The organism is Geobacillus sp. CCR (genome assembly GCF_052906625.1).
On the sequence record NZ_JBREBQ010000002.1, the window covers coordinates 18,731 to 38,016 of the forward strand.

Annotated in this window: 21 protein-coding genes and 1 pseudogene; 4 read left to right on the forward strand and 18 right to left on the reverse strand. The window is 53.8% G+C overall.

The window, feature by feature from the left end:
* Positions 1-4: 4 nt before the first annotated feature.
* The 8 genes from spoIIIAD to ACVBDQ_RS01330 all read right to left on the reverse strand — a co-directional run bounded on the left by spoIIIAD (position 5) and on the right by ACVBDQ_RS01330 (position 5,021).
* On the reverse strand, positions 5-391 hold the full coding sequence (gene spoIIIAD / locus ACVBDQ_RS01295; protein WP_011231887.1) for a stage III sporulation protein AD: 387 nt from the start codon (positions 389-391) through the stop codon (positions 5-7).
* Between the two features lie 21 nt (positions 392-412).
* On the reverse strand, positions 413-619 hold the full coding sequence (gene spoIIIAC / locus ACVBDQ_RS01300) for a stage III sporulation protein AC (protein WP_011231888.1): 207 nt from the start codon (positions 617-619) through the stop codon (positions 413-415).
* A gap of 15 nt (positions 620-634) precedes the next feature.
* Complete coding sequence (gene spoIIIAB, locus ACVBDQ_RS01305; protein WP_318549040.1) at positions 635-1,147, reverse strand: stage III sporulation protein SpoIIIAB; 513 nt, start codon at positions 1,145-1,147, stop codon at positions 635-637.
* A complete protein-coding gene (gene spoIIIAA, locus ACVBDQ_RS01310; protein WP_011231890.1) occupies positions 1,144-2,064 on the reverse strand; it encodes a stage III sporulation protein AA in 921 nt (306 codons plus the stop codon). The genes spoIIIAB and spoIIIAA overlap by 4 nt, the downstream gene beginning before the upstream one ends.
* 61 nt (positions 2,065-2,125) lie before the next feature.
* Positions 2,126-2,407, reverse strand: coding sequence for a YqhV family protein (locus ACVBDQ_RS01315; protein WP_011231891.1), 282 nt, complete (start codon positions 2,405-2,407; stop codon positions 2,126-2,128).
* A gap of 176 nt (positions 2,408-2,583) precedes the next feature.
* A complete protein-coding gene (efp, locus tag ACVBDQ_RS01320) occupies positions 2,584-3,141 on the reverse strand; it encodes an elongation factor P (RefSeq protein WP_011231892.1) in 558 nt (185 codons plus the stop codon).
* A 27-nt stretch (positions 3,142-3,168) separates the two neighbouring features.
* Positions 3,169-4,230: a M24 family metallopeptidase gene (locus tag ACVBDQ_RS01325; protein WP_011231893.1), complete on the reverse strand. Its 1,062-nt coding sequence runs from the start codon at positions 4,228-4,230 to the stop codon at positions 3,169-3,171.
* A gap of 260 nt (positions 4,231-4,490) precedes the next feature.
* Positions 4,491-5,021: a YqhR family membrane protein gene (locus tag ACVBDQ_RS01330; RefSeq protein ID WP_081130484.1), complete on the reverse strand. Its 531-nt coding sequence runs from the start codon at positions 5,019-5,021 to the stop codon at positions 4,491-4,493.
* Positions 5,022-5,207: 186 nt separating this feature from the next.
* Between ACVBDQ_RS01330 and ACVBDQ_RS01335 the strand changes: the two genes are divergently transcribed.
* Both ACVBDQ_RS01335 and ACVBDQ_RS01340 read left to right on the forward strand, forming a co-directional pair.
* Positions 5,208-6,143, forward strand: a complete 936-nt coding sequence (locus ACVBDQ_RS01335) for a DUF1385 domain-containing protein (RefSeq protein WP_011231895.1) — start codon at positions 5,208-5,210, stop codon at positions 6,141-6,143.
* A gap of 22 nt (positions 6,144-6,165) precedes the next feature.
* Positions 6,166-6,522 (forward strand): SA1362 family protein, encoded by a 357-nt coding sequence (locus ACVBDQ_RS01340; protein WP_011231896.1) that lies wholly within the window; start codon positions 6,166-6,168, stop codon positions 6,520-6,522.
* 78 nt (positions 6,523-6,600) lie between these two features.
* Here ACVBDQ_RS01340 and ACVBDQ_RS01345 read toward each other — a convergent pair whose 3' ends face one another.
* The 4 genes and pseudogenes from ACVBDQ_RS01345 to ACVBDQ_RS01360 form a co-directional block, all read right to left on the reverse strand.
* Complete coding sequence (locus tag ACVBDQ_RS01345) at positions 6,601-7,482, reverse strand: patatin-like phospholipase family protein (protein ID WP_021322362.1); 882 nt, start codon at positions 7,480-7,482, stop codon at positions 6,601-6,603.
* 87 nt (positions 7,483-7,569) lie between these two features.
* Positions 7,570-7,995, reverse strand: a complete 426-nt coding sequence (mntR, locus tag ACVBDQ_RS01350; protein ID WP_011231898.1) for a transcriptional regulator MntR — start codon at positions 7,993-7,995, stop codon at positions 7,570-7,572.
* A 161-nt stretch (positions 7,996-8,156) separates the two neighbouring features.
* Positions 8,157-8,276, reverse strand: a pseudogene (locus ACVBDQ_RS01355) (spore photoproduct lyase); the annotation flags it as partial.
* A 102-nt stretch (positions 8,277-8,378) separates the two neighbouring features.
* Positions 8,379-8,570, reverse strand: coding sequence for a DUF2332 family protein (locus tag ACVBDQ_RS01360; RefSeq protein ID WP_014196329.1), 192 nt, complete (start codon positions 8,568-8,570; stop codon positions 8,379-8,381).
* Positions 8,571-8,625: 55 nt separating this feature from the next.
* On the opposite strand from ACVBDQ_RS01360, the gene ACVBDQ_RS01365 reads away from it, so the two are divergent.
* On the forward strand, positions 8,626-9,066 hold the full coding sequence (locus ACVBDQ_RS01365; protein ID WP_318549036.1) for a hypothetical protein: 441 nt from the start codon (positions 8,626-8,628) through the stop codon (positions 9,064-9,066).
* A gap of 44 nt (positions 9,067-9,110) precedes the next feature.
* Here ACVBDQ_RS01365 and ACVBDQ_RS01370 read toward each other — a convergent pair whose 3' ends face one another.
* The 3 genes from ACVBDQ_RS01370 to ACVBDQ_RS01380 form a co-directional block, all read right to left on the reverse strand.
* Positions 9,111-10,523 (reverse strand): LysM peptidoglycan-binding domain-containing protein, encoded by a 1,413-nt coding sequence (locus ACVBDQ_RS01370; protein WP_062898810.1) that lies wholly within the window; start codon positions 10,521-10,523, stop codon positions 9,111-9,113.
* Between the two features lie 124 nt (positions 10,524-10,647).
* A complete protein-coding gene (locus ACVBDQ_RS01375; RefSeq protein WP_446663009.1) occupies positions 10,648-13,221 on the reverse strand; it encodes a vitamin B12-dependent ribonucleotide reductase in 2,574 nt (857 codons plus the stop codon).
* Between the two features lie 253 nt (positions 13,222-13,474).
* Complete coding sequence (locus ACVBDQ_RS01380) at positions 13,475-14,311, reverse strand: lipoate--protein ligase family protein (RefSeq protein ID WP_110107718.1); 837 nt, start codon at positions 14,309-14,311, stop codon at positions 13,475-13,477.
* A gap of 209 nt (positions 14,312-14,520) precedes the next feature.
* Between ACVBDQ_RS01380 and ACVBDQ_RS01385 the strand changes: the two genes are divergently transcribed.
* Positions 14,521-14,895 (forward strand): rhodanese-like domain-containing protein, encoded by a 375-nt coding sequence (locus ACVBDQ_RS01385; protein ID WP_011231903.1) that lies wholly within the window; start codon positions 14,521-14,523, stop codon positions 14,893-14,895.
* 56 nt (positions 14,896-14,951) lie between these two features.
* Here ACVBDQ_RS01385 and ACVBDQ_RS01390 read toward each other — a convergent pair whose 3' ends face one another.
* From ACVBDQ_RS01390 to gcvPA, 3 genes are all read right to left on the reverse strand, one after another.
* Complete coding sequence (locus ACVBDQ_RS01390; protein WP_014196334.1) at positions 14,952-16,139, reverse strand: ROK family transcriptional regulator; 1,188 nt, start codon at positions 16,137-16,139, stop codon at positions 14,952-14,954.
* Positions 16,140-16,452: 313 nt separating this feature from the next.
* Entirely contained in the window at positions 16,453-17,925 is a 1,473-nt protein-coding gene (gene gcvPB / locus ACVBDQ_RS01395) for an aminomethyl-transferring glycine dehydrogenase subunit GcvPB (RefSeq protein ID WP_446663010.1), read from the reverse strand.
* Positions 17,918-19,264, reverse strand: coding sequence for an aminomethyl-transferring glycine dehydrogenase subunit GcvPA (gcvPA, locus tag ACVBDQ_RS01400; protein ID WP_011231906.1), 1,347 nt, complete (start codon positions 19,262-19,264; stop codon positions 17,918-17,920). Before gcvPA ends, gcvPB begins: the two co-directional genes overlap by 8 nt.
* Positions 19,265-19,286 lie beyond the last annotated feature (22 nt).

Below are 19,286 nucleotides of genomic sequence, written 5' to 3' on the forward strand. Positions count from 1 at the left end.
CCCTTTAGCGCGCCGACGGGATGAGGCCGATGACCGCTTCAATGATCGCCGTCAAAATCGGGACCGCCAGCGCCAAAATGATGATTTTTCCGCCGAGCTCAATTTTGGCGGCGATCGCCCCTTGGCCGGCGTCTTTGGAAATTTGGGCAGCGAACTCGGCAATGTAGGCAATGCCGATGATTTTCAGCATCGTCTCTAAATACACCATCTGAATATGGGCGCCTTCGGCCATTTTTCGCAACATCGCCAAAATGCTGCTGATTTGATCGACCAACAACAGAAAAATGGTGCAGCCGACAAACACGGTCAACAAAAAGGCGAGATTCGACTTTTGCTCTTGCAGCAACACGACCAAAAACGTCGCGATCAACCCGAGGCCGACGATTTGCAAAATGTCAATGGCCGATCCCTCCTACCCGCGGAACAAAAAGACATCCTTGATTTTTTGGAACAAATCGCTGACGATGGAAGCGACCATAAACAAAATATAAATAAAGCCGAGCAGCGTCACCCATTGGGCGTATTCTTTCCTCCCCATCTGATCGAGCACCGTATGCAAAAACGCGATGACGATGCCGACGCCGGCGATTTTCAAAATGAGATCGACATCGATGCCCATGATTCTGCCTCCTGTCTACATGAGTAAAATGACGAGCAGCAGGCCGGCCAACACGCCTAAACTTTTCGCCATCTTGGCGTAGCGCGCCTGGTTGTCTAGCGCTTCCGCTTCCTCCCGCTCAAGATGGGCGAGCGCCAGCGCGATTTGCTTTTGCTGGGTGAGCCGGTCGTATTGGCCAAGCGTGGCGCCAAATTGTTTCATCACTTCAAATTCTCCTTGCTTTAGAGCGGTTTTTCCCCATACGGATCGCAAGCTTTTTTCCCATGCCTCGGCGGCGCTCGTTTCTTCTGTGCATAACGCGGCGGCAAACCGCTCGAACAATTCGGACAACGGGGCGGCCGTTTGCCGGGCGAGATGCATAGCGGCGTCGGCAAGCGGCGTATGGCCATACATCACTTCCGCCTCAAGCGCCCTCAGCGCCGCTTTCAGCTGGCGGAGCTGGCGCGGCCGCTCGTGCAACACGCGGGCGGCGGCAAACCCAAGCCATGTTGAGGCGGCGAGAATCAACAGAGCGCCAAACCATTTCATCGATGGACCACCGCCCTTTCATACAGCACCGTTCCGCCAGCGTCGAGAATGCGTCGGATTGAGCCGGGATGGGGAATGTTGGTCAGCTCAATAAACCGTTCAAACACCTTTTGTTCCATCACCGGTCCGAGCGTCGGACGCTGCCAGACGTCTTGGATGTTGCGGCCGTGCACAGTCGTCCATACAGAGACGCCAGCATTGGCCGCTTCAAGCACTGCCTCGCTGTCCTCCTCGCGCCCGATTTCGTCGACAATCATGACATCAGGGCTCATCGAGCGGATCATCATCATCATCCCTTCCGCTTTCGGGCAGGCGTCCAACACGTCAAGGCGCGGGCCGAACGAAAACTGAGGAATCCCTTTCACACAGCCAGCGATTTCCGATCGTTCGTCAACGATCGCCACCTTTTGCGCCGGAATGCGCCTCGTCCCGCTGCTAATCAAGCGCGCCGCATCGCGCAGGAGCGTCGTTTTTCCCGTCTGCGGCGAGCCGATGATCATCGTATGACGCCAGCGGCCGTCGTACACATACGGAATCAGCGGCTCGGCGATGCCGATCTGTTCCTTGGCGATGCGAATGTTAAACGAGGAAACATCGCGGATCGCTTTCACCTTGCCCCCTTCAGTAATGACTTTGCCGGCCAGCCCAACGCGATGCCCCCCCTCAATCGTCATAAATCCGCGCTTCAGCTCTTCTTCGACGGCATAGATCGAATAATGACTCAATTTGTTGAGCAAATGCACGCCGTCTTCTTTCGTCACTTCATACGGCAGCAATCGGGCCGTTCCGTCGACGATCACCTCAAGCGGCCGGGAGACGCGGATGCGGATTTCTTCAATTCCGCGGCGGCATGAAGGAAGATGGTGCTGCAACGCGGCGGCGACCGTTTTCGGCAAAATTCCCCACACCGCTTCCATGGCCCTCCCCCTTTTCTTGTGGACTAGTTCATATGTATGGGCGGAATGCGCCGTTTATGCCTTACTTGTAAATTGCGAACAAAATGAGCGCTATCCCGAGCGCCACAAGCCCAAGCCGTGAAAACGAGAGCTCGTCCGCAAGCGAAAGCAGTCCAATCGCCATGGTCACCATCATGACGGTTGGACCGACGACAGCAAGCGCGGCATTAACGGCAAGCGCTTTTTTCACGTCATTGAACACAAGCATCAACAGCGCCGCGCTCAGTTCAATGAACGCGGACACCATCCGCATGCCAGCCATGGCCATAACGGACGGGTCGATCGATCGCAGCCAATGTTTCATGTTCCCCTCCTGTTTTGCCAAATGGGATCGATTAGTACAAACGTATGCGAAAACAAGCCGTTTCAGAAGAAGTTTTTACTGAGGAAAACGATGGGGGAGAGCAAAACGGCGCCCATTTTGCGCATAAAAAACACCGCCCCGGAAGGTGTCCGAGACGGTGCCTGTCGGGCTTGCGCTTACGCCCGCGAAACGTACGTGCCGTCGGCCGTATTAATGATGAGCGTGTCGCCTTCGTTGACGAAAAACGGCACTTGAACGACAAGGCCGGTTTCGAGCTTCGCCGGCTTCGAACCGCCAGAAGCGGTGTCACCTTTAATGCCCGGCTCTGTTTCGACGACTTTCAGCTCGACGGTGTTCGGCAGCTCGACGCCGATCGTTTCGCCTTGGTACATCATAATAAATACTTCCATATTCTCTTTCAAGAACTTCAATTCATGCTCGATTTGTTTCGCCGGCAGCTCGATTTGTTCGTACGTTTCCATATCCATAAAAACGTGTTGGTCGCCGTTGGCGTACAAATATTGCATTTTGCGTGTGTCGATTTGCGCCCGGTTCACTTTTTCGCCGGCGCGGAACGTCCGCTCCTGAATGGCGCCGGTGCGCAAATTGCGCAGCTTCGAACGGACGAACGCCGCCCCCTTGCCCGGCTTGACGTGCTGGAATTCAAGGACGCGCCAAATCTCGCCGTCCACCTCAATCGTAAGTCCTGTGCGAAAATCGTTGACTGAAATCATTAGCCGAAATCCTCCTCACGCAATCCATTATAAAATGATCAGTTCTTTTGGCGAATGGGTGAGCGCTTCGTTCCCGTCAGCAGTGATGACCGTATCGTCCTCGATGCGCACCCCGCCAAGCCCCGGGATGTAAATGCCCGGCTCGACGGTGACAACCATGCCTGGCTCAAGCACGACATCCGAACGGAACGAAAGCGTCGGCCCTTCGTGAATTTCCAATCCAATCCCATGGCCGGTCGAATGGCCGAAATAGTCGCCATACCCTTTTTCGCGGATGTAATCGCGCGTGAGCGCATCAGCCTCTTTGCCGGTCATGCCTGCCTTGAGCCCGTTCATGCCGCGTTGCTGCGCTTCAAGAACGATGTCATAGATCGTCCGCAGCTCCACGCTAATGTCGCCGACGGCGACCGTTCTCGTAATGTCGGAACAATACCCTTTATAGTAAGCCCCGAAATCAAGCGTGACGAGCTCGCCGCGCTCGATCGTTTTCTCTGACGCCACCCCGTGCGGCAGCGCCGAACGGTAGCCGGAGGCAACGATCGTATCAAAGGAGGACGAAGACGCCCCTTGTTTGCGCATAAAAAATTCCAGCTCATTCGCCACTTCGATTTCTTTAACGCCTGGACGGATGAACGACAAAATGTGCGAAAACGCCGCATCAGCGATTTCTGCTGCTTCCTTTAATATCTTAATCTCTGCCTCTGACTTAATCAAGCGCAATTTTTCTACGAGCCAAGACGTTGGCACGAGTTCAGCGCGGATGGCTTCTTCATACGACTTGTATGCGGCATAGGTGACATGTTCTTGCTCAAAGCCAAGCCTCTTGATGCCAAGCCGCTTCACCTGATTGGCAATTTCTTCGATGATCGGCCCGCTGTGCTGGACGACTTCAAACCCTTGGGCTTGCCTCGATGCTTGTTCGACGTAGCGGAAGTCCGTAACCAACACCGCCCCTTGACGGCTGACAAGTACAGCGCCGGCCGTGCCAGTAAACCCGGTCAAATAGCGGCGGTTGTAGCCGTTTGTTACTAACAGCCCGTCGATATGCTGCTCGTCAAGAAGCTCCCGAAGCTTTTCCAGCTTTTCCATGTTTCCGTCTCCTCTTCCCTTAGAGTGTGCTCGTCTCCTCCGCTGCCTGCGTCGAGAGCGGAGAAAATCTTCGCGGTCAGGATGACGCGAAAGACCTCGTAGGCGCGCCAGTTTCACGAGCGCCCGCAGCAGCCATGGACTGATGCTGAAACATGCAAAACCTTCTTTATTTTACCATAAAGATGGTCGTTTCCGCTAGACGTCCGCGCGGCGCTTGATGCAGCACTTACTTCAGCGGATGAGAGTGAAAAGAAGCTTCGTCAGTTTCCTTCATTTTCCGCCTCTTTTCCGACATTTAACGCCGTTCGATTCATTTCTTGCGTTTCAAAAGAAATCGAATACCCGACAAATACGCCATATAAAATGTATAAGCAAAGCGTCGTAATAATCGTATTCGTTTCTAAATCTGCAACTGGTTGGACGTTTGGAAACAGTGGATTAAACAAATAAAAGACAATCATCCAAAGCACCACGCCATATACCATTCCCGCCCACATACCGGCGATCTTGCGCAGGAACGCGTAGTACAAAAGCGCCGCCGCAATGGAAATGATGCCGATCAGCACGATGGCCGCATAATTGCCGGCTTTCCCATATTTCCAGTCCCCGGCAACCCACGGGATGAGAATCATATTCGGACTGATTTCACTGAAATGGAAAAAATAAGCCAAATAGCCGATCAAACTCCAAAACACCCCGCCGACAAACCCGATGATGATCGTTTTTTGTATGAGCGTCATCGGCCGCTCCGTCTCCTCCTGCTCAAGCTTCCCTTTTTGTTCCGCCATCATCGTGCACCTCCTTGTCAGTTAGTATGACCGACAGCCGACCGTCCCATGAATCAAACGAAAAAATGACCGCCCTTGTGTAAATCATGGATTTTTTGGAAATCATAATAGTAGCATCAACCTAGAGGTTTCCGGATGTTTCTTGTAGAATAAAATAATAAACATAAAAAATAGGTTGGTGTTGGCCTGATGAAATCATCAATGGAGAAACCGTTATACGGCGGCCAAGCGGTCGTTGAAGGGGTGATGTTTGCCGGCAAGACGCACTCCGTCACCGCTATTCGCCGTCATGACGGGACGATTGACTATTTTACGCTGCCTCGCCGCAGCCATCCGACGCTGGCTGCCCTGAAAAAAATCCCGTTTGTCCGCGGCATTGTCGCCATTATTGAGGCGAGCGCAAACGGGGCCAAGCATTTGCAGTTTGCCAGCGAACAATATGAGGCGTCCTCGGACGAAAAACAGGCCGCCGAAGAAAACCGCTCCAAATTCGGGCTGATTCTCGGCGCCGCCGTCATCGGTGTGCTATCGTTTTTATTCGCCAAAACCATTTTTACGCTCGTTCCGGCGCTCGCCGCCGACGCCTTTAAACCGCTCGTACCGGGGAAAATGGGGCAAATTTTGCTTGAAGGAGCCTTTAAGCTTGCTCTTTTGCTCGGCTACATTTACTTTATTTCGTTGACGCCGCTTGTTAGGCGCGTGTTCCAATACCACGGGGCGGAACATAAAGTCATCAACGCCTTTGAAGCGGGGTGGCCGCTCACTGTTGAGCACGTCCAGCGCGCCTCGCGCCTTCACTACCGATGCGGCAGCAGCTTCATTTTATTTACTGTCATGATCAGCTTGTTCCTTTATTTGTTCGTGCCGACGGATCCGCTTTGGCTGCGAATCGCAAACAGGCTCGCTTTAATTCCTGTCGTGCTTGGCGTTTCGTTTGAAGTCTTGCAGTTTACAAATAAATTGAGGGATATTCCGCTGCTAAGCTGGCTTGGCTATCCCGGGCTATGGCTGCAGCGGTTGACGACAAAAGAACCGGACGATGACCAAGTGGAAGTGGCCATCGCCTCGTTTCAGCGGCTTCTTGATTTGGAAGCGGAAGCCGAAAGGAAACAAGCGGTGCAGTAATCGATCAAAGGGGGTGGACTCATTGCGGCGCCGGGCCATTCATCCGCTTGTCGGGCTTATGATTTTGCTTGGAACGCTTGGCATTGTCTATACCCTTTTTGCCCATCCGACGGTGCTGTTCCGCCAGCTGTTGTTTGTTGCGCTGTTTTTGGCCGCCATTTATCTCTTCTACCGGTTCGTATACCAACGCCGCACCGATCAAGATCGGTTATCGTATTTAAAGGCGGTGCGGCAGTCGAAAAAGCTCCATCCCCGCTCCGGGCGCAAACAAGCAAAGCCGGCGAAACTGAAGCGGTCGCTGAAAAAACGGACGGCCATTCCGCACTTGACCGTGATCGAGGGCAAAAAAGGCAAAAAAAAGAATCGAGCTTCGTTTTAGCTTGATTCTTTTTTGTTTGCCTCTGCCGTTCAGCTAAAAAATCGGCGGCAGAGGTGTGACCTATTGTCGCTTTCCCGTCTAGTACGCCCATTGGCGCAAAAACTGCCGCGTCCGCTCGCGTCCGTAATCGATCAGGCGCCGGCGCGCTTCCAGGTCGATGGAAAATTCCGTGGAAATAACGTTGTCCACCGGCAAAAAGACGATGTTTTTTTCATGGCGGCGCGAAATGTAGCGCGCATCATGCGCCTCTCTCATGGCCGCAAACAGCGCCTCATACAAATCGAGCGCATTGGTGATCGTTCGTTTCGGCCGCTCCCCTGGTTTTGGGCTCAGCTGAACGCCCAGCACCGGCCGTTTTTTCTTCTTTTCTTCATCGAACAAAAACAGCGGAAAGTTGCTCAACACCCCTCCGTCGACAATGAAAGCCACACCGTTTCGCCCGCGAAGGCGGACCGGCTCAAAGAAATAAGGAATGCTGATGCTCATCCGCACTGCCTTGGCGATGGAAAACGACCCAGGGTCAATGCCGTATATGGCTAAATCGTCCGGCAGCACGACGATGCGTCCGTTCGTCACATCGGAAGCGACGATATACAAACTGCCGGCCGGCACATCTTGAAACGTCCGCACGCCGCGGGCGGCGAGCGCCGCCTCGAGCCACCGCTCAAACACCTTTCCTTGATACAGCCCAAGATGCCAATACAGGCGCACCCATTTCCAAAGCGAAAACGGAATCCATAGCGGCCGTTCATCCAAAAACTGCTCCAACTCCAACTCCTCAAGCAGTCGGGCGATGTCGCGGGCGCTGTAGCCTGCCGATAGCAGCGCCGAAAGCAACGCTCCCGCACTCGTGCCGGCAAGCCGCTTCCAGCGCAGACCTTTTTCCTCAATCGCTTCATACGCTCCAAGCAACGCAAACCCTTTCACCCCGCCGCCGGAAAAGACAAGATCAATGTCCACCGCCGCCTCCCCCTTTTTGCCGTTTATACATATGTAAGAAAAAAGGAGGACATTTAGTACGGCAAACAAAAAAGAGCAAGCATCGGCTTACTCTCCTTGTTCATTGCGCTTTTGGACATCGCGCAGCGCTTCAAGGCGGCGTTCGTCCTCTTGAAAATACTGCACCAAATCGCCGATCCGGTCGATGGCGTTCCAGCTCAAATGGTGTTCAATCCCTTCCACGTCGCGGTAAATGTTTTCTTCGCTGACACCGATCAAACGGAGAAACTGCTCAAGCAGCTCATGGCGGTAGACGAGCCGCTGGCCGATTTTTCTTCCTTTTGGCGTCAAGACGAGTCCGCGGTATTTCTCATACACTAAATACTCATCTTTATCGAGCTTTTGCACCATTTTCGTCACCGAGGAGGGATGGACGGACAACGCTTCAGCGATGTCAGAGACGCGGGCATAGCCCTTTTCTTCAATCAAAATGTAAATTTGCTCAATATAATCTTCCATGCTTGGTGTCGGCAACGTTTGTCCCCTCCCATTACATTTGTCTGCCGCAGACAAGTGCAGCGGCCGTCAGCATCTCTCATGAACATTGCCGCTTTGCCCGCTTCGGCTAGACGCTGCCGGGCCAGTCGGCCGCCCAGGCAAACAAAAAATAGCAATCAATCCCATTATACCATGAAGGGGACATTACGTAAAATACTGCACTTGGGCCGATGGAAAAAAGCGAGCAATACCTTTCCGAGCGGATGCGGCAACGCCTCCGGTTCGAAATACACAAGTTTGGGCATAAACGGTTTCATTCATTTCCCTCCATGTTCTCCGTATTTGATGTTAGTATGATTCAAGGATGGAGGGAAATCGCGTGCTTCTTTTGCTTGGCATCATTTTTCATGGAAGGCTCATTACCCCCAATTTGATATGTTCATCTCCCAGCGAAACCAACGACCATGCCCATCGGTTTCAGCCACGATTTGCCGATATTCTCGGCCGTCAATCATGCCATCCAGATGCAATTTCCGATCCCACATATTGTTATACACATGGAACAAATCCCGTTGGCGGCCGATTTCACGAAGCTGCTCAAGATTTGCCATGACAGCTCATGAACGCAATGATACAATAAAACTAAACTGAAAGGAGGGATGCAGAATGTCTCACGAGCTTGTCGAATTGCTTCGCTCAGTGCTGAAAGAGGAGTTGCAGCCGATTCATGAACGCCTCGACCGACTAGAAGCCGGACAACAGCGCCTCGAAGAACGGCAACAGCGCCTCGAAGAACGGCAACAGCGCCTCGAAGAACGGCAACAGCGCCTCGAAGAACGGCAACAGCGCCTCGAAGAACGGCAACAACGCCTCGAAGAACGACAACAGCGCCTCGAGGAAAAGTTGGACCATTTCATCATCGAAACGCGCAGCCATTTCAAAAAAATCGAGGACGAGCTGGCTGAGCATCGGCGTATGTTCGAGATACTGTCACATGATTGGCGTAACGCGAACATTGCGATTGAATATTTAAATCATAAGATCGGCCAGCACGATCTGGAAATGTATCAACTCAAAAAGCGGCTCGAACTCCAAGAAACAAAATAAAAGCGCATGCCCGATGACCGGCGCATACGCTCTAACTGCTTAGCTTACCCACGCTTGCGAATGCGGAAATTGTCTTCCAACAGCACCCAGTTTTCCGGATACGGATACCCGAGCACCCAGTAGCTGATTCCGCGCAATCCGTATTCTTTCACCAAGTCAAATTTCGCCAACGCGCTGCGGGCGTCCTCAAACCACACTTCATGTTGTCGCCCTTGTTCATCTGTATAGCGGTAAAACGGCGAAGCCGCCGCCGCATCGTATTGGATGGACGCCCCGTAGCGAATGGCGCGCTCTAGCGCCTCTTTCGGACTGAACGTTTCCGCCTCTTGCCCTTGCACGTGCGGCAGCACCCAGTCGCGGGCATAAATTTGAAACCCCATCATGATTTTGCTACGCGGAATGGCGGTCACCGCATAATCGAGCACGCGCCGAATTTGATTCACCGGCGAAATGGCTTGCGGCGGCCCAAATCGGTAGCCCCACTCATAGGTCATAAGGACAACAAAATCAGCGATGCGTCCGTGGGCTGGGTAGTCGTGCGCTTCGTACAGCAGCCCTTTTTGTTCAGCGCTTATTTTGGGCGCCAGCGACGTCGATAAAACATACCCTTCGGCGTGAAGCCGGTTGGCCGCCCGCTGCAAAAACTCGTTATACCGCTTGCGGTCGGACGGATAGACATTTTCAAAATCGACATTCAACGCGCGGTACCCTTTTGCTCGCATCACTTGAATGACGTTGTCAAGCAATCGCGTTTGCAGCGCAACGTCGGCCAGAATCGTCTGCGCCAGCCTCGAGCCCGGGTCTTGGTACGTAAAGTTCGTGATCGTCATCATCGGCACGACACGGGCGGCATAAGCCGCCTGAATGAATGCTGTATCATTGATCGGATTGAGCCCACCATCGGCGCGGATCGTGTAGGCGAATGGCGCGGCATAGGTCAAATGGCGGCCGACTTCGCGCACTTGCTCCGCTCCTTTCTCCCCTTGGTCCACCGTAAATGCGTTCACCTCGATGAGCGGCTTCGCCGGCGGGATGATGAGCCGCTGTCCGGGGACGATCCGGTTCGGATCGGTAATATCGTTTACTTCGATCAGCTGCTGAACCGTCACTCCGTAGAACGAAGCGATTTGCGCCAGCGTCTCCCCGCTTCGCACCGTATGGATGCGCGCTGGGATGAACAACGTTGTCCCTGGATAAAGGAGCGACGGATTCGTGATCCGGTTCGCCTGTATAATCGCTTCGACCGCCACTCCATACTGGCGCGCAATTTGCCATAACGTTTCCCCTGTGCGGACCGTATGGTAACGATATGGAACCGGGATGACGAGCGCTTGGCCAACGGCTAGCCGGTTCGGGTCGCTCAGTTCATTGGCGGCGACAATCCGCTCGAGTGGAACGCCGTAACGCTGAGCCAACTGCCAAAGCGTCTCCCCGCGCTTTACGACATGAACAATCATGACGCTCCCCCTTTCGTTCCCTCCTTTTACCACTATATTTTGGCTTTTGCCTTTTATGTAAAAAAAACGCCGGTTCCTCTACGGAAACCAGCGTTTCATCCATTCAAACCCATCCGTATCGCCATTACAGGCCGCACTTCAGCTGCGCGCCGCAGCTTGTGCACGTGTTGCAGCCGCCGATCTCTTCGATCGTCCCTTCGCGGCAAATCGGGCAAATATTGCCGATTTCGGAACCGATTGTCACATCGGTGGCGCGCACATCTTGAATCGTATCAACGAGCACGACGGGGCGTTTCGTCTCTTTTTCCTCGAGCTCCTCTGGAAGCAGTTCAAGTTGCTCTTCAATCTGATTCTCCTCAGCCTTTAACGTCAACACTTGTGCATCGCGGCTGCCGTCGACATAGACGGTTCCGCCTTTCGCACCGCAACGCCATAAACGCTCGTACACTTTTTGCACTTGCTCGACGGTGTAGCCCTTCGGCGCGTTGACCGTTTTCGACAAGCTCGAGTCGACCCAGCGTTGAATGATGCACTGCACATCGGCGTGCGCTTCCGGCGGCAAGTCCATCGCCGTCACAAACCAAGGCGGCAAGTGGTTCGGGTCGGCTTCCGGGTGTTTGTCCAAATATTCTTGGACGATGTCCGCTTTCACTTCGATAAATTTGCCCAAGCGCCCGCTCCGGTAGTACGAGAACGAGAAGTACGGCTCAAGCCCGGTTGAGACGCCGACCATCGTTCCCGTCGATCCTGTCGGCGCCACCGTCAGCAAGTGCGAGTTGCGGATGCCGTATTTCAAAATATCTTGACGAATATCTTCCGGCATCCGTTTCATGTAGCCGGTGTTGATGAACGCTTCACGCAGCTTGCGCGTCTCTTCCTCCGTTTCGCCGACCAAAAACGGGAAGCTGCCTTTTTCTTTCGCCAGCTCGATCGATGCCCGGTATGCGGTCGTGGCGATCGTGCGGAACAGCTCATCGACAAGCTGGTTTCCTTCCTCAGAGCCGTACGCTTTTTCGCAGTAAATGAGCAAGTCTGCAAGCCCCATGACGCCAAGGCCGATGCGGCGCTCGCCGAGCGCTTGTTTTTTGTTTTCCTCAAGGAAGTACGGCGTGGCGTCAATGACGTTGTCTTGCATCCGCACCCCGATTTCGACCGTGCGTTTCAGTTTTTCGTAGTCAATGACCTTCCGTTCTTTGTCGACCATGTTCGCCAAGTTAATGGCGGCCAGATTGCACACCGAATACGGTGCCAACGGTTGTTCCCCGCACGGGTTGGTCGCAACGACTTTTTGCCCGTACGCGCGGGCGTTCGTCATTTCGTTGGCGTTGTCGATGAAGAAAATGCCCGGCTCGGCCGAATACGTCGCGCAAATGTTGATCAGCTTCCACAGTTCGCGGGCGCGGATTTTCCGGTAGACGCGGACGCGATAGCCCATTTTCTCCCATTCGCGTACATCGCCGACTTCATGCCATTTTTCGTTGTAAATGCGCATTTCCTCTTCGGAATAGGTTTCCACGTCCGGGAAGCGGAGCGCGTATTCTTCGTCCTTTTCGACCGCTTCCATGAACTCTTTCGTCAAGCAGACGGAAATGTTCGCACCGGTCAAAAAGTCTGGGTTGTGCACCGTATATGTACCGCCGGTGCGCAGTTTTTCTTCGGCGTCTTTGATGATGTCTTCGGTGAAACCGCCGTAGTCAGGCGCGTTCTTGTATCGGACGATCGCTTCGTACATCGCCCGCTCCCGCTCGGTGAGCGGCGTAAATTTCAGTTTGTCGCGCGCTGCTTTTTTGATGCCTTCGTCTTCCATATTTTCGAGCAGGTAGCGCAAAATGCGCGGGTTTTGCATTTTCGAGACGATGAATTCGATAATGTCCGGGTGCCAGTCGGCCAGCATAATCATTTGGGCGCCGCGGCGGGAGCCACCTTGCTCGACAAGGTGGGTCAGCTTCGCAATATCGTCAAGCCACGAGACCGACCCGGACGATTTGCCGTTCACCCCGCGCGCAAGCGTATGGCGCGGCCGCAATGTCGAGCCGTTCGTCCCAACGCCGCCGCCGCGGCTCATGATTTCCATCACCTGCTTCCGATGTTCGGAAATTCCTTCGCGCGAGTCTTTCACAAACGGCATCACATAGCAGTTGAAATACGTCACTTCCTTGCCCGAACCCGCCCCGTACAACACGCGGCCGGCCGGAACAAAATTCAAGCTTGCGAGCTCTTGATAAAACTTTTCGAACCACTCTTTCCGCTTTTCTTCTGTCTTTTCCACCGCCGCCAGCCCAGTCGCATTGCGCTTGGCGATTTGCTCATAGAAAATTTCGAGCGGCTTATCAATAATGTCGAGCGACCGAACCACAATGCCGGTCTCCGCCTCTTCCCCTTCGAGCACGTGCCGGTATTCGTCTTCAATCAACACGCGCGCCTTTTTCGCCTCCCAATCGATGTCGACGATAAACCCGAGCCCTCGTGCCGGGAATTTCGGATCCTCCTTGATCGTCAACACGACGAAATCGCCCGGTGTGAGCGTCAGCTTCTCCGTATCTTTGAATGAATACCGGTCAAGCATGACCAAACGGGATACGCCTTTATGGGTGATGTGCATATCCGGCGTAATCGGATGCACTTGCGGAAATAGGCGGATATCCTCGTTCAGCTTGTCAATATTGATCTTCATTTTTTCGGATGACGCCACCGTCATTCTCCTATCTCTCCTCTTTTATATAATCTCTCATGTTTTTGGCAAAGTTGTCCTGTCTTCTCTACCTTACCATATCAAACAGAAAAAAACAATATATAGTATGATTTTTTATGAAAATCATACTATATATTGTTAAAGAGAACAAATGATTTCATTTTGTCAAGCAAAAAAAACAAAACACGGCGAAAAGCGGAGAAAAACGGGGGAGTGCCGCTGTTTTTGCCGGAAAACGAACGATTTACCGCGTCGCTGCTCAGCGCTTGAAGTTCCATTCGTCGCTTTCGTATTTCGTCCGCGCCAGCTCTTCGACGTACGCCCGCTCTTCGGCGGTGAGCGTGTACGGTTCCAATACGATGTTCAATCCTTTTTCAAATCCTTTGTAAAACGCCTCTTTCGCTTCCTCGATCGTCACCGTGCGGCTCGTCAACTCATTGATCGCGACCGCCTTCTTTTTAAAATCGCGCTGCAGACGCTCTTTCACCCGCTCGTTTGGATATTTAAACAAGCTGAACAGCAGCTCTTCGTCCAGATCAAGCAAAATCGATCCGTGCTGCAAAATGACGCCTTTTTGCCGCGTTTGCGCGCTGCCGGCGATTTTCCGCCCCTCAACGACAAGCTCGTACCATGACGGCGCGTCAAAACAAACGGCCGAGCGCGGGCTGCGCAAATCTGCCTTCTCTTCTTCCGTTTTCGGCACGGCAAAATACGCATCCAACCCAAGATAGCGAAATCCCTCTAAAATTCCTTGCGAAATGACGCGGTATGCTTCCGTCACCGTCTTCGGCATCGCCGGGTGCGACTCGGAGACGATCACGCTGTATGTCAATTCTTTATCGTGCAGGACGCCGCGCCCGCCAGTCGGCCGACGGACAAAGCCGAGACCGTGCCGTTTGACCGCCTCTAAATCAATTTCTTTCTCCACTTTTTGAAAATAACCAATCGACAACGTCGGCGGATTCCAGCCATAAAAGCGGATCGTCGGCGGAATTTTGCCTTCGCTGTGCCAATCGAGAAGCGCCTCATCGAGCGCCATATTGAACGCCGGCGGGCAATAGCCGGAATCGATAAAGCGCCATACTTCTTTTGCCATCGTTCCACCTTCTCTATTGTTCCATACTCTAAACGCTGCGGCGGCTTGTCGACCACCGCCAAGGGGCGGGACGCTTTTGGCCGCCTTTATTAGTTTAGCAAACAACGCCGGTGAAGGAAAGAAAAATGGCATCGCGAAAACCTCTTTGCTTCCCGGCGGCGACTTTATATAATAGGAAATAGCAGACGAAGCGAAAGGAGGCATGACGGGTGGAAGCATTGCTCATTATTCTCGGCGCAATCATCGTGTATTCCGTCATTACGTACTTCTGGCAGAAGAGAATTGTCAAAGCATTGACAGAGGAAGAGTTCCGCGCCGGTTATCGAAAAGCGCAACTCGTCGACGTCCGCGAACCGGATGAGTTTGCGGCTGGACATATTTTAGGGGCTCGCAACATCCCGCTCACGCAGCTTCGCATGCGCATGAAAGAATTGCGCAAAGACCAGCCGATCTATTTGTACTGCCAAAACGGACTGCGCAGCGGGCGAGCCGCGCAAATGCTCTACCGAAAAGGATACCGCGACTTGTACCATTTAAAAGGCGGATTTAAAACATGGACCGGGAAAGTGAAGAAAAAAGCGTAGCCCGTTAACCAAAAAGGCGCTCTGCCCAAACAGGCAGGCGCCTCTTTTCGCATGCGCTAGACCGCCGCAAATTCCGGCGGCAGGACGACCGCCTCAAGCACCGAAGCAGCCGCGCCGATGGCGCAGCTTTTCTCTTTCAGCTTGGAGGAGATGATGGACGGCTCGCTTTCTTTTTTGACGAGAATCCGCTTTCTCACTTCTTGGCGCGCCGGACCGATCACATACTCGCCCGCTTGGGCAATCGGACCGCCGATGATGACTGCTTCTGGATTGTACGCATAAATCACCTGCAACAATCCAACGCCGAGATAGCGCCCCGTTTCCTCCAAAATGCGCGCCAGCTGTTCATCGCTTTCTGCTGCCAACGCCATCGCAGCGATGGAAAAGCGTTCATCGAGCCATTCAGAACGCCCTTCTTCAGCCAAACGGCGCTCAATGTATTTTTCCGACGCATACATTTCCCAGCAGCCGATGTTGCCGCAGCTGCAGCGAATGCCGTTGACATCGATCGTATGATGGCCGATTTCACCAGCTAGGCCGCTGACACCCCGATAGAGCTGATGGTGAAGAACGACGCCGGCGCCAATGCCGATTCCGGCGCTGATGTAAACAAAGTGGGCGAACTCGTTGCCGGCGCCGAACCACTTTTCTCCAAGCGCCGCCAGTTTCGCCTCATTCTCGACAATGACAGGACGCTCAGGCCACCGTTGCCGCAAAACAGCCGCCAAGGCGACATCGTCCCAGCGCAAGTTCGGAGCAAACACAACGGTCCCGCTTTCGGTATGGACGACGCCCGGCACGCCGATGCCGATTCCCATCACACCGTACGGTGTCGCCGGCGCCCGGCGGATGGCCGCCTCGATGAGCTCCATCATTTCGCCGATGATCGCCTCCTGCCCTTCAGACGGGCGGAACGAACGCCGTTGCTCCCAAAGAATGTCCGCGTTTAAATTGGTCAACACGGCATACAAATAGTTCACCCCCAGCTCAACGCCGATAAGCGAGCCGGCGTCGGCGTTGAAGCGAAGCATGAGCGGCCGGCGCCCGCCGGTTGACTCGCCGATTCCGCTTTCATGGACGAAATGCTCGGCGATCAGTTCGTCAACAAGCGCGGAGACAGTGGCCTTGTTCAATCCGGTTGTCTTGGCGATATCGGCGCGCGAAATCGGATGCTGGTCGCGAATCAATTTTAAGACGAGCTGTTTATTCATTTTTTTTACAAGAGAAATGTTTCCTGTCCGCACGTCTCTGTCATCCTTTTCATTTGATTGATCGAATGTGTCTTGCGAAAGGGCAGGGGCGCCTCGCTATTATGGCGGTTGCTGCATCCGTCGATTCCTGCCGTGCAGGCTTCTTGGCCATCCGCTTTTTCACTCAAGCCGTCGGGCGCCCGTGCACCGACTGTTAAGGCTAACTTCTCCATATGGACACATGCTTTTTCTTTCTTGATCTTAGTTTATATAATAAACTAATTCGACGTTTTTGTCAATGGCTCATCCGGCGTACAAAGAAACGGCCCGCTCCGTTAGGGAGCGAGCGCTCATCAATGCTCAAACGTCAGTTATTGCTATGTTTCGGTTTTTGGTAGCGCAAAATCGGCTTGCGCGCTGCGGTCGTTTCATCAAGTCGCTTCACAACGGTCGTATGCGGCGCTTCTTGAACGATTTCCGGATTTTCCTCCGCCTCTTTGGCAATTTGGATCATGGCGTCAATAAACGCGTCAAGCGTCTCTTTCGACTCCGTCTCCGTCGGCTCAATCATCATGCACTCTTCGACGATGAGCGGGAAGTAAATCGTCGGCGGATGGAAGCCGAAATCAAGCAGCCGTTTCGCGATGTCAAGCGTTCTGACGCCAAGTTTCTTTTGCCGCTTGCCGGATAAGACAAACTCATGCTTGCAATGGCGGTCATACGGCAAATCGTAATACTCGGCAAGACGGCGCATCATATAGTTGGCGTTTAACACGGCGTATTCGCTCACCGCTTTCAAACCGTCCGGCCCCATCGAGCGGATGTACGTGTACGCCCGGACGTTGATGCCGAAATTGCCGTAAAACGGCTTGACGCGGCCGATCGACTGCGGGCGGTCGTCATCGAGATAATAGCCGTTTTCTCCTTTTTCGATGACCGGCTTCGGCAAAAACGGAACGAGGTCGGCTTTCACCCCGACCGGGCCTGAGCCTGGGCCTCCGCCGCCGTGCGGGCCGGTGAACGTTTTATGCAAGTTCAAATGAACGACGTCAAAGCCCATGTCCCCCGGGCGCGCCTTGCCAAGAATCGCGTTTAAATTCGCCCCGTCATAATACAGCTTGCCGCCGGCTGCGTGGACGATTTCAGCCACTTCGACGATCTGCTCTTCAAACAGCCCGAGCGTATTCGGATTCGTGAGCATAAGCGCCGCTGTATCCGGACCGACGACGCGCTTTAAGTCCTCTAAATCAACAAGTCCATCGGCGGTCGATTTGACCGTCACCGTCTCAAAACCGGCGACCGTTGCCGACGCCGGGTTCGTCCCGTGCGCTGAATCCGGGACGATCACTTTCGTCCGGTTGAAGTCGCCGTTTGCTTCATGGTAAGCGCGGATCATCATCAGCCCGGTCCACTCGCCGTGGGCGCCGGCCGCCGGCTGCAAGGTGACCGCATCCATGCCCGTGATTTCTTTTAAATGCTCTTGCAAGTCGTACATCAACTCAAGAGCCCCTTGCACCGTTTTCTCTGGCTGAAGCGGATGAATGTGGGCAAACCCGGCGAGGCGGGCGACGTTTTCATTGATTTTCGGATTGTATTTCATCGTGCACGACCCGAGCGGGTAAAAACCGGAATCGACGCCGTGGTTTCGTTTCGAGAGCGCCGTATAATGGCGCATTAAGTCAAGCTCCGACACTTCCGGGAGCTCCGGCTCTTCAGTGCGAAGATAATCGGCCGGCACGAGCTCGCTGACATCGACAGCCGGCACGTCAAGCGCTGGCAGGCTGTAGGCGATGCGCCCTGGCTTGCTTCGTTCGAAAATAAGCGGTTGATCGTTACGCATGGCCATCCCCCAATTCATTGACAAACCGATCGATTTCTTCTTTTGTCCGCAGTTCGGTGACAGCAACAAGCATATGACCGGCAAGCTCCGGATAGTCAGCCCCAAGGTCATAGCCGCCGATGATTCCTTTTTCGAGCAGGCGATCGTTCACATCAGAAACCGGCCGTCCAAGCCGGATGACGAACTCGTTGAAAAACGGGCCGGCAAACGGCGACGACAGTCCGCGCTTTTCAAGTTCCACCTTCGCATAATGCGCTTTTTGAATATTCATCGCCGCCATTTCTTTCACGCCCCGCTTGCCAAGCGCCGACAGCGCAACGGAAGCGGCCAAGGCGTTTAACGCTTGATTGGAGCAAATGTTGGATGTCGCCTTATCGCGGCGGATGTGCTGTTCGCGCGCTTGAAGCGTCAAGACAAACCCGCGGCGCCCGTCCTCATCGGTTGTCTGCCCGACAAGACGGCCTGGAATTTTGCGCATGAGCGGCGCTTTGACAGCGAAATAGCCGCAATGCGGGCCGCCAAATTGCGTCGGGATGCCAAATGGCTGCATGTCGCCGACCACAATGTCGGCGCCAAACGCTCCGGGTGGAGTCAACACACCAAGCGCCAATGGGTTGCTGGCGACGACAAACAAACTTTTCTTTTCATGCGCAAGCGGCGCGATCGCTTTCAGCGGCTCGATTTGACCAAAAAAGTTCGGGTATTGGACGACAACGCACGCCACATCATCCCCCATTTCCGCTTCAAGCGCCTTAAGATCGGTGATGCCGCCGTCATACGGAATTTCTTTCACTTCGAGCTTCTGTCCTTTGGCGTACGTGCGCACGACTTCCCGATATTGCGGATGAACGGCGGTCGAGATGAGCACTTTCTTCCGCTTCGTATGCGCGGCGCTAAGAAGCACCGCTTCGGCAAGCGCCGTGCCGCCGTCGTACATCGACGAGTTGGCGACATCCATGCCGGTCAACTCGCACACCATTGTTTGAAACTCAAAAATCGCCTGCAGCTCGCCTTGGGAAATTTCCGGTTGATACGGCGTATAGGCCGTATAAAATTCAGAGCGCGACAGGACATGGTCGACGACAGCCGGAATATAATGGTCGTACACCCCGGCTCCTAAAAAGGAAACGTATTGTTTTACGCTGGCGTTTTTTTCCGCTAAGGCCGCAAGCTCTTTCCACAGCTCTGGCTCGGATTTGGCCGGTTTCACCTTCAGCTCGCCGCGGAAGCGGACTTGTTCTGGAATATCGGCAAACAAGTCGTCAATCGAGGCGACGCCGATCGTCTTCAGCATCTCCTGTTTGTCTTCTTCCGTCATCGGCAAATAACGATGGAGCACTGCGTTTTTCCCCTTTCCTTGT

Bases quoted from the DNA above. Each gene is read 5' to 3' on its own strand.
- spoIIIAC (WP_011231888.1), bottom strand. From the start codon at position 619: ATGGGCATCGATGTCGATCTCATTTTGAAAATCGCCGGCGTCGGCATC.
- spoIIIAB (WP_318549040.1), bottom strand. From the start codon at position 1,147: ATGAAATGGTTTGGCGCTCTGTTGATTCTCGCCGCCTCAACATGGCTT.
- spoIIIAA (WP_011231890.1), bottom strand. From the start codon at position 2,064: ATGGAAGCGGTGTGGGGAATTTTGCCGAAAACGGTCGCCGCCGCGTTG.
- ACVBDQ_RS01315 (WP_011231891.1), bottom strand. From the start codon at position 2,407: ATGAAACATTGGCTGCGATCGATCGACCCGTCCGTTATGGCCATGGCT.
- efp (WP_011231892.1), bottom strand. From the start codon at position 3,141: ATGATTTCAGTCAACGATTTTCGCACAGGACTTACGATTGAGGTGGAC.
- ACVBDQ_RS01325 (WP_011231893.1), bottom strand. From the start codon at position 4,230: ATGGAAAAGCTGGAAAAGCTTCGGGAGCTTCTTGACGAGCAGCATATC.
- ACVBDQ_RS01330 (WP_081130484.1), bottom strand. From the start codon at position 5,021: ATGATGGCGGAACAAAAAGGGAAGCTTGAGCAGGAGGAGACGGAGCGG.
- ACVBDQ_RS01335 (WP_011231895.1), top strand. From the start codon at position 5,208: ATGAAATCATCAATGGAGAAACCGTTATACGGCGGCCAAGCGGTCGTT.
- ACVBDQ_RS01360 (WP_014196329.1), bottom strand. From the start codon at position 8,570: ATGGCAAATCTTGAGCAGCTTCGTGAAATCGGCCGCCAACGGGATTTG.
- ACVBDQ_RS01365 (WP_318549036.1), top strand. From the start codon at position 8,626: ATGTCTCACGAGCTTGTCGAATTGCTTCGCTCAGTGCTGAAAGAGGAG.
- ACVBDQ_RS01370 (WP_062898810.1), bottom strand. From the start codon at position 10,523: ATGATTGTTCATGTCGTAAAGCGCGGGGAGACGCTTTGGCAGTTGGCT.
- ACVBDQ_RS01375 (WP_446663009.1), bottom strand. From the start codon at position 13,221: ATGACGGTGGCGTCATCCGAAAAAATGAAGATCAATATTGACAAGCTG.
- ACVBDQ_RS01380 (WP_110107718.1), bottom strand. From the start codon at position 14,311: ATGGCAAAAGAAGTATGGCGCTTTATCGATTCCGGCTATTGCCCGCCG.
- gcvPB (WP_446663010.1), bottom strand. From the start codon at position 17,925: ATGCGTAACGATCAACCGCTTATTTTCGAACGAAGCAAGCCAGGGCGC.